The sequence below is a fragment of the Streptomyces capoamus genome, assembly GCF_014654935.1.
Classification (GTDB): Bacteria; Actinomycetota; Actinomycetes; order Streptomycetales; family Streptomycetaceae; genus Streptomyces; species Streptomyces capoamus.
The window spans coordinates 1-8,534 of the sequence record NZ_BNBF01000025.1 but is presented as its reverse complement, the minus strand read 5'-3'; the positions used below and the strand labels follow the sequence as shown (position 1 = coordinate 8,534).

Here is an 8,534-nt window from a genome sequence, read left to right as displayed (position 1 = left end):
AACGCGCGGATCGTGGACGAGCTGGAGCGCGGGATGACCGAGGCGGGGCCGGTGATCGCCCGCGGGGACGGACGGCTGGACATCCTCGCGCTCGGGGAGTGGGTGCACGCGGGGGACGTGCGCGAGGTCCTCGGGGAGCCGGGGGCGTACGCGGGCGCGGGGCTGCCGGACGCGCTGACCCTGCTGGCGCGGGTGACCCGGGAGAAGGAGCACGTGCCACTGCACGCCGACCTGGACGACGTGGACGAGCCGGTGCGGTTCGGCGCCCGGGTCGCGGACGGTCCGCCGGCCCGGTACATCGGCGCCGCCGCCACGCTGGTCCGGCTGTACGCGGGGCGGCCGGTGGCGGGAGCGGCCTACGAGCTGGCGGGGGCGCGGGAGGGGGAGCTGAACATCTTCGGCTGACGGGGCACCGTGGCGCTCCGGTACCGGCGTACTCTTGAATTGGACTAGACCTGTAGCGCCGTAGTCGTAGACGCCGATGAATGGGGTGCCATGAGCAAGCGTGCAGTCCTGGAGGTGATCGCCCTCGACGTCGAGGACGCGGTCGCCGCCCAGGCCGGAGGCGCGGACCGGCTGGAGCTGGTCACCGAGATGGCGGCCGACGGGCTCACCCCCGAGCCCGCCACCGTCGCCGCGATCCGCTCCGCCGTCGACATCGACCTGCGCGTGATGCTCCGCCTCACGGACGGCTTCGCGGCCGGTGACGTGGACCGGCTGGTCGGTGTGGCCGGCGAGCTGCGGGAGGCCGGCGCCGACCAGTTCGTGCTCGGGTTCCTCGGCGCGGACGGCGGTGTCGACCTGGCCGCGGTGGAGCGGGTCGCCGACGCGCTCGCCGGCTGCCGGTGGACCTTCCACCGGGCGATCGACCGGGCCGCCGACCGCGACGCCCTGCGCAAGCAGCTCGCCGACCTGCCCGGCCTGGACACCTACCTCACCGCGGGCTCCGCCGCGGGCGTGGACGACGGCCTGCCCACGCTGCTCACCGAGGCGGCGCACGACGGCGAGCCCGGGTACGAGCAGCAGATCCTGGTCGGCGGCGGCCTCCGCCTCGACCACGTGCCCCGGCTGCGGGCCGCCGGCATCGAGGCCTTCCACATCGGCGGCGCGGCCCGACCGGCCGGCTGGCAGGGTCCCGTCTCGGCGGACGCGGTCGCCGAGTGGCGCCGGACCCTGGACTCCGCCTAGTTCTTCGGACTCCGCCTAGTTCTTCGCCTTCTTCACCGGGTGCAGGCACAGCGAGAGGCCGCCGTCCTCGCTGTACTCCGGGTACGCGTCGTAGTCGCCGGGTTCGCAGGCGGGGCCGTCCGGCCAGTAGACGCGGAACTGGGCGTCCGGTGAGCCGCAGTCCGCGGGCCGCAGGTCCTGCTGGGGCCAGTCGGCCAAGTTACGGGCGCACGAGCCGGGCTTCAGGGTGACGTGCCCGTTCCCGCCGGAGTCGACCGCCATGCCGATGACGATGAGCAACGGGACGGCGAGGACCAGCCCGGCGAGGGCGAGCAGCGGGACGAGCGCGACCAGGCCCGCGGGCCGCCTCAGCACCGGGCGGCCGGGGTCCAGCGGCGGGCGCCAGGCGGCCGTGGCGGGCGGCGGGAGCTTGCGGATGCGGGACAGCTCACCGACGTTCAGCAGCAGGACGAACGGGGTGATGAGCATCGACAGCGGGCCCCACCAGCCCTGGACGAGGGTGTCCGCCTGCATCCGGCGCGCGACGGCCAGCCCGCAGGTGCGGCACAGCACGCCCTGGCGCCGCAGGAACCGCATGACCACCACCATCCCCTGGTGCCCGCGCACCGTCACCGGCGCGGCGGGCATCGCCCCGCACACCTCGCACCCGGGGCCGGACGGCTGCGGGTACGGCTGCGGGTACGGCTGCGGGTACGGCCCCGGCTGCTGGGGGTAGGGGTACGCGTGCGGCGGGTACGGCGCGCTCAACGGGGGCCTCTCGACGGGGACATGGCGGAACGGCACAGCACCCTATCCGGCGAGCTGCGGCGGCAGCGGGGCGGTGTGGGCGATGACCAGGCCCGAGACCGCTCGGGTGAGGGTGACGTACAGGCGGCGCAGGCCCGTGCGTTCGTCCGGTTCGCCGTCCACCACCGCCCGCGGCTCGTCCAGGACCACGTAGTCGTACTCCAGGCCCTTGGCGAGGGAGGCCGGGACCAGGGTCAGGCGAGTCTCGCGGGTGGTCTCCTCTCCGGGGGCCAGGTACGGGATGCCGGCCGCCGCGAGCGCCTCGGCGAGGGCGGGCACGCGGGCGTCGGCGGCGATCAGGCCGGTCGAGCCCTCGTTGCGCAGCAGCTCCGCGCACGCGGCGACGACGTCGGCCGCCCCGGTGGCCGTACGGACCTCGAAGAACCCGGGGTTCTCCCGGACCGAGGCGACCGGGGTGAGGCCGGGCGCGATGTGCGGCAGCAGCCGGGAGGCGTACGCGATGACGTCCGTGGGGACGCGGAAACCGGCCGTCAGCTCCTCGACCACCCCGTCCCGCTTGCCGAGGTGGGCCAGCGCCTCGTCCCAGCTCCGGGTCGCCCACGGGGTCGTGCCCTGCGCCAGGTCGCCCAGGACGGTCGCGCTGCCGGTGGTGCAGCGGCGGCCCACGGCCCGGTACTGCATGGGGGAGAGGTCCTGTGCCTCGTCCAGCACGACGTGGCCCAGCGAGGGCGTGCGCTGGATTAGGTCGGCCGCCTCGTCGATCAGCACGGCGTCCGCCGCCGACCACCTGGCCGACTTCACACCGCGCACCGGCCTGTCCCACAGGATCGTCCTCTGCTCGGCCCCGTCCAGCAGCCCGTCCGCGTGCTCGGCGAGGAACTCCGCGTCGGTGAGCAGCCGCAGCACCAGCCTGGCCGGGTCGACGGCCGGCCAGACGGCCTTCACGGCCGCCTTCACCGCGCCGTTGCGGGCCACCGCGTCCTGCACCCGGTCGTCCGGCGCCTCCCCGGCCCGCTCCATCTGCACCAGCACCGCGTGCGCGACGCGCTGCGGCAGGGCCTCGCGGGCTGCGCCGTAGCGGATGTCCCGGCCCAGCAGCTCCCGGACGATCTCCTCCAGTTCGTACGCCGGCACCCGCCAGCGCCTGGAGCCGCGCACCACCACGACCGGCTCGCCGGGCATGGTCACGTGGGAGTACAGGGCGCGCCGGAGGACCTCGGCCATCCGGGCGTCGCCCTTGACGGTCGCGGCGGCGGCCTCGTCCGTACCGCGCACCTCGACCCGGGCGACCAGGTCGTCCACGGTGGCCTGCTGCACGCTCAGCTCGCCGAGCGCGGGCAGCACCTGCTCGATGTAGTGCAGGAACGACCGGTTCGGCCCGATGACGAGGGTGCCGGTGCGGGCCAGCCGCTCGCGGTGGGCGTAGAGGAGGTACGCGACCCGGTGCAGGCCGACGGCGGTCTTCCCGGTGCCCGGGCCGCCCTGCACGCAGACCGTGCCGCCGAGCCCGCTGCGGACGATCTCGTCCTGCTCGGGCTGGATGGTGGCGACGATGTCCCGCATCGGGCCGACGCGGGGCCGTTCGATCTCCTGCTGCAGCAGCCTGCCGGCCGGGGCGGCGTCCGAGGGGTCGGCCGGGTCGGACAGGTTCTCGTCCTCGTAGGCGGTGAGGTCGCCCCCGGTGTAGCCGAAGCGCCGGCGCAGCGCCACGTCCATCGGGTCCTTGCGGGACGCCCGGTAGAACGGCTGGGAGACCGGCGCGCGCCAGTCGATGACCATGGGGTCGCCGTCCGCGTCGTGGACGTGCCGCCGCCCGATGTAGAACCGCTCCCCTCCGGCGCCCTCGGCCTGCTCCGCGCCCGGCGCGTGCAGGTAGTCGAGCCGGCCGAAGAAGAGCGGGGTGCCGCTGAGGTCGGCGAGCGCCCTGATGCGGTCGTCGATCTGGCGGGCCAGCACCGCGGCGTTGACCCAGTTCGCGGTGACGTCCTTGATGTCCAGGGCCTCCACGTCCTCGCGCATGGCGCGCAGGGCGGCCCGGGAGGCGGCCAGGTGCGAGCGTTCCCGGGCGAGGGGATCGTCGTGCGGGTCGTCGAGGGGGCCGTCGTGCGGGTCTGCGAGCGGGTCGTCGTGCCGGGCGTGGGCGGGCGTGGACAAGGGGGTGCCTCCGGTGGGCCTGCTGCGTGGGCGGGACGGTGCCGTCCGGTTTCCGGCCGGACGACGGCACTCCGTTGCGGAGGCGGGCAAGGGCGGAGATTTTAGGCGGGTCCGCGACACCGGTCCACTGGATTTTCCGTGCCCGGGCCGTTGGATTTCCGCCCCCGAGCCGTTCCACCATGGAGGTATGAGCGCAGCAGCCATCACCCCGGCGCCGATGCGGCCGCCCTCCGGCGCCACCGCCGTCGAGGGCACCCATCACCACCGCCTGGGCAATGCCCTGCGGGCCGTGAAGGTGTTCGCGGAGGCGGCCTTCCGCGTCCTGATCCTCGGCGAGTACGGCGAGGAAGCGGGCATACGCCGTAAGTAGCGACATAGGGTCACGTGCGTGCGCAAACGGACGGTGACGCCCCGCCTGCCTGCCCTGATCCTGCTCGCCCTCTCCCTCGCCTCGTTCGCCACGCTGTGCGCCCTGCGCGGCGCTCCCATGGCCGACCTCCTCGTCTACCGGGCCGAGGGCGCGGCCGTCCTCCACGGCACCGACCTGTACGGCTTCACCGTCACCCGGTGGCGGCTCCCGGCGACCTACCCGCCCTTCGCGGCCCTGCTGTTCGTCCCGGCCGCCTGGCTCCCCGTGCCGGCCCTGAAGGCGGCCGTGCTGGCCGCCAACGTCCTGCTGCTCGCCGCCCTCGTCGCCCTCTCCGCGCGCCTGGTGTCCCGCCCGCTGCGCCCGGCCCCGCTCTGCGCGGCCACCGCCCTCGCCCTGTGGCTCGAACCGGTCTTCCAGACGCTCCTGTACGGCCAGGTCAACCTGGCCGTCACCTGTCTGACCCTGTGGGACCTGACCCGGCCCCCGGGCGCCCGCGCCAAGGGTCTCGCCCTGGGCGTCGCGGCCGGTATCAAGCTCACCCCGGCCGTGTTCGTGGTCTACCTGCTCCTGCGGGGCCGGCGCCGGGAGGCGGCGACGGCCGCGGCGGCCTGCGCGGGCACGGTCCTGCTCGGTGCCGTCCTGCTGCCCTCCGCGAGCGCCGACTTCTTCACCCGGCGGCTGTGGGAGACCGGCCGGGTGGGCAAGGCGTGGATCGTGGACAACCAGTCCCTGCGCGGGGTGGTCGCCCGGCTCCTGGGCGATCCCGCGCCGGGCCTCGCCTGGCTGCTGCCGGCGGCGGCGGTCACGGTGGCCGGTCTGACGCTGGCGGCCCGCGCCCGGCGGGACAGCCACGGCGTGCTGCTGACCGCGTTCACCGCGCTGCTGGCCTGCCCGATCAGCTGGACCCACCACTGGGTGTGGTGCGTGCCGCTGCTCGCGTCGCTGCTGGCGCAAGGGCACATCCGCACGGGCGCCCTGACGGCCCTCGTCTTCACCGCCCGCACGATGTGGCTGGTGCCCCATGCCGGCGGTCTCGACCTGGAACTGTCCTGGTGGCAGCAGCCGTTGGCAGCCGCCTATCCGGTCCTGGTGCTTGGGCTGGCCGTCCCGTATGACAGCATGATCAGCCGTTGTCCGACCCTTTCCACCGAGCAAACGGGGACCTAGGCATGCCCTTCTCGAATCTTCCGCTCCGCAAGGCGGTGAGCGGTCTCACCGCCGCCACCGCCCTCGCCCTCGGCGCCACCCTCCTGGCCGCTCCCGGCGCCTCGGCCGTGGGGTCCTCCGCCTGCACCAAGAACATCAAGGACCGGACCCTGCAGGTCGTGCAGTGGGACCACGCCGACATGTACACCAGCCCCAGCTTCCGGTCCAAGGTGAAGAAGTCCGTCTTCGCGGGCAGCAACGTGCGCGTGTACTGCACCGCGAAGGGCGGCGACTGGTACTACGGCAAGTCCGGCAGGACCACGGGCTGGATGGAGTACCACGCGTTCTTCTAGGCCGGACAGGCCGGCCGCCGCCCGTCGCCGGCGATGACGACGACCTCGTCCCCGGTGCTCCAGCGCCGGCGGGCGGACTTGGGCGGGTTGACGTGCAGCCCGTGGCCGGGGGCGCGGCAGGTCCGGGCGTGGTCGCGGTACCCGATGGCGCACTCGCCCCGGTCGCGCGCCGCGGCGACGACCGTGGCGAAGGACGCCTCGTGGCCGGTCAGCACGTAATCGGCGGCGGGCCGCAGGTGCACCTGGGTGCCGCCGGCCGAGAACAGCTCCTCGAACACCGCCGCCAGGGCGCGGTTCTGGGAGATCTGCGCCATCAGCAGTCCGATCAGCTTGCCGCTGATGATCACGTCGGCTCCGGGTCCGAGCGGTGCGAGGGGCCGGTTGCCGTCGTCGGTCAGTTCGGTGACCACCGGCAGCTCCCGGCCGGTCCGCTGTTCGAGGTGGCGCAGCACGAGCAGGGTGACGAGCGTGCGGGTGTCCGGCTCCTCCGGGGCTTCGCCGGGCCGCGGCTCCCGGCCGAGCACGACGACGCTGTCGTAGGAGGCGAGGTCCAGGCCGGACAGGGTCTCCGGCCGGGTGGTGTCGCCCCTGCGGGGCACACAGGTCCAGTCGGCGCCGCCGGCGTCGGACGCGGCCCGCACCTCGTCCTCGTCCGCGTCCGCGACCACGTCGGCGACGGAACCGGGGGCCGCGTTGCGGCCCCACTCCCGCAGTACGAGCGGTGCCCGGCGGTTCCAGCCCAGCAGCAGCACGCGCTCCGGCCGGACGTCCGGCGGCCGGGGGCCCGCGATGAGCCCCCTCTCGACCAGGCCGGTGCAGTCGGCGAGTTCGGCGGTGTCGTCGTCGGCCGTGATGACCAGGAGCTGGTCGTCCGGCCCGATCACCGTGCGCGGGGGCGGGTTCAGCCAGGGCACACCGGCACGGATCAGTCCGACCGCGCTCGCGTTGCCGTGGGCGAGCAGCGCGTCGCCGAAGGTGCGGCCGACCAGCGAGGGGTGCGCGGTCGGGTAGAACTCGTCCCCGGCGAAGTCGAGCAGCTCGCGGTGGACGAGGGACAGCCCGGGGCGGCGCGCGGCCTGGGCGATGAGCCGGGCGGTGAGCGTGTCGCTCTCCACGACCACGCCCCGGGGTCCGGCGGCCAGGCGGGCCGCGAGCAGGTAGCGGCTGTCCCGGACCGCGGCCACCACCGGCGCGGCGGCCTCGTCCCCGGACGCCGTCGCCCGCAGCGCCAGGAGGGCCTTGACCACGTCCGCGTCGCCGCGTGACGCGTCCGGCGGCAGCACGATCACCGAGTCGGCCGTGCCGGGACTGGCCAGGGCCAGCACGGCCGGGTCGGTCGAGGGGCCGCTGCGGCAGATCAGACGGGTCCGGCCGGTCGGGCCCACCTTGCTGTACAGGGCCTCCTCCATGGCCGTCTTGTCCCGGTCGGCCAGGACCGCCACGCAGGAACGCCGCTGGTTGGCGTTGGCCGCGACCAGTTCGCCCACCACCGTGAACACCTGCTCCGACCAGCCCAGCACCACCACGTGGCCGCTTTCCAGGAGCGTGGAGCGGCCGCGGCGCAGCGCGATGAGCCGCTCGGTCAGCCCGGTCGTGACGAGACCGACGAGGGTGGAGACGTACACCAGGGCGACGAGGGCCAGCAGCACCGACAGCGCCACCCGCAGCGGGGTGCCGGTGGTGCCGCCCAGGCGCAGCGTCTCCCCGGTCAGGCGCCAGATCGCCGCCAGCCTCCCGGAGAGGGTGGCGGGGGCGTGCCCGCTCGTCCACACCAGCACCGCGCTCGCGGGGACGACGACGGCCAGGCAGACCGCCACCAGCCAGCCCACCAGGGCCGAGGTCCCGCGCGCCAGGGTCGTGTCGAACCAGTACCGCGCCCGGGCACCCGCTCCGTGACCCCGCTGCTCCACCGTGTTCCCCCTCCGCAGGCAGGTCTGTAGGGGGCAGTGTGCTGATTCGGCGGCCCGCGCCGGGCGGGACGGTGCGTGATTCATCCCTTCGCCGTAACCGGATGCGCCGGCCCGCCCCGTCGTGCCTCCGCGCACCCGGGCCGTTCCGGTTTGGACCGCGGCCTTCGCTCGTCCGTGGCAACCCGCCGTGATACCGGCGCGCACCGGCCGCACGGGCCAGTAGAAGTGCGCCATGACCGAAGATCACCAGGGGGACGCTGGCAACGGCGGCCTGACCAGGCGCACCCTCACGACCGCCGCCGGCACGACCGCCGCGGCCACCTTCCTCGCCGCCGGAGCCGCGGGAGCCGGCGACGCGGCGGCCCTGCCCGCCCCGGCGCCCGCCCGGGGCCCCGCCCCGGCGGCCCTCTCCCGGGCGGGCGGCGCGGACTTCGACCGCTGCCTGGCCGTCGCCCGGGCCGTCCTCGTCGTCGACTCCGGCGACCGGCACCTTGTCCCCGGCTACCAGCGGGTGCTCAAGGACGGCCTGCCGCGGGCGCGGGCCGGCGGATCCAAGAACGTCCTCGTCGTCGGGGCGGGCCCGGCCGGTCTCGTCACGGCCTGGCTGCTGCGGCGGGCCGGGCACCGGGTGACCGTCCTGGAGGCCAACGGCAACCGGGCGGGCGG

General features: G+C 75.0%; 9 protein-coding genes and 1 pseudogene. 7 read left to right on the top strand and 3 right to left on the bottom strand.

Features of this window, described 5'->3' with window-relative positions:
- Positions 1-443, top strand: a pseudogene (locus tag IE312_RS42595) (hypothetical protein); the annotation flags it as partial.
- A 52-nt stretch (positions 444-495) separates the two neighbouring features.
- Positions 496-1,188, top strand: coding sequence for a copper homeostasis protein CutC (locus IE312_RS30760; RefSeq protein ID WP_189985545.1), 693 nt, complete (start codon positions 496-498; stop codon positions 1,186-1,188).
- A 15-nt stretch (positions 1,189-1,203) separates the two neighbouring features.
- On the opposite strand, the gene IE312_RS30755 is transcribed toward IE312_RS30760, so the two are convergent.
- Positions 1,204-1,764, bottom strand: a complete 561-nt coding sequence (locus IE312_RS30755) for an LppU/SCO3897 family protein (protein ID WP_229900634.1) — start codon at positions 1,762-1,764, stop codon at positions 1,204-1,206.
- Here IE312_RS30755 and IE312_RS30750 point away from each other — a divergent pair.
- A complete protein-coding gene (locus IE312_RS30750; protein WP_189985635.1) occupies positions 1,763-1,903 on the top strand; it encodes a hypothetical protein in 141 nt (46 codons plus the stop codon). The genes IE312_RS30755 and IE312_RS30750 overlap by 2 nt on opposite strands.
- Positions 1,904-1,977: 74 nt before the next feature.
- On the opposite strand, the gene IE312_RS30745 is transcribed toward IE312_RS30750, so the two are convergent.
- On the bottom strand, positions 1,978-4,089 hold the full coding sequence (locus IE312_RS30745; RefSeq protein WP_189985544.1) for a HelD family protein: 2,112 nt from the start codon (positions 4,087-4,089) through the stop codon (positions 1,978-1,980).
- 187 nt (positions 4,090-4,276) lie between these two features.
- On the opposite strand from IE312_RS30745, the gene IE312_RS30740 reads away from it, so the two are divergent.
- Genes IE312_RS30740 through IE312_RS30730 form a run of 3 tightly spaced genes read left to right on the top strand, consistent with a single transcriptional unit; the run spans position 4,277 to position 5,958 of the window.
- Positions 4,277-4,459, top strand: a complete 183-nt coding sequence (locus IE312_RS30740) for a hypothetical protein (protein WP_189985543.1) — start codon at positions 4,277-4,279, stop codon at positions 4,457-4,459.
- 18 nt (positions 4,460-4,477) lie between these two features.
- On the top strand, positions 4,478-5,626 hold the full coding sequence (locus tag IE312_RS30735) for a glycosyltransferase 87 family protein (protein ID WP_229900633.1): 1,149 nt from the start codon (positions 4,478-4,480) through the stop codon (positions 5,624-5,626).
- A 2-nt stretch (positions 5,627-5,628) separates the two neighbouring features.
- On the top strand, positions 5,629-5,958 hold the full coding sequence (locus tag IE312_RS30730; protein WP_189985542.1) for an SH3 domain-containing protein: 330 nt from the start codon (positions 5,629-5,631) through the stop codon (positions 5,956-5,958).
- Here the strand turns inward: IE312_RS30730 and IE312_RS30725 are convergent.
- Positions 5,955-7,868, bottom strand: coding sequence for a CASTOR/POLLUX-related putative ion channel (locus IE312_RS30725; RefSeq protein ID WP_229900632.1), 1,914 nt, complete (start codon positions 7,866-7,868; stop codon positions 5,955-5,957). The two genes, IE312_RS30730 and IE312_RS30725, sit on opposite strands and share 4 nt — an antisense overlap.
- Before the next feature lie 232 nt (positions 7,869-8,100).
- Here IE312_RS30725 and IE312_RS30720 point away from each other — a divergent pair.
- Positions 8,101-8,534 (top strand): FAD-dependent oxidoreductase (locus tag IE312_RS30720; protein WP_189985540.1); only part of this gene is annotated, 434 nt, incomplete at its 3' end.

Excerpts from the sequence above, each read along its gene's own strand:
- IE312_RS30760 (WP_189985545.1), top strand. The coding sequence starts at position 496 with ATGAGCAAGCGTGCAGTCCTGGAGGTGATCGCCCTCGACGTCGAGGAC.
- IE312_RS30755 (WP_229900634.1), bottom strand. The coding sequence starts at position 1,764 with ATGCGGTTCCTGCGGCGCCAGGGCGTGCTGTGCCGCACCTGCGGGCTG.
- IE312_RS30730 (WP_189985542.1), top strand. The coding sequence starts at position 5,629 with ATGCCCTTCTCGAATCTTCCGCTCCGCAAGGCGGTGAGCGGTCTCACC.
- IE312_RS30740 (WP_189985543.1), top strand. The coding sequence starts at position 4,277 with ATGAGCGCAGCAGCCATCACCCCGGCGCCGATGCGGCCGCCCTCCGGC.
- IE312_RS30750 (WP_189985635.1), top strand. The coding sequence starts at position 1,763 with ATGACCACCACCATCCCCTGGTGCCCGCGCACCGTCACCGGCGCGGCG.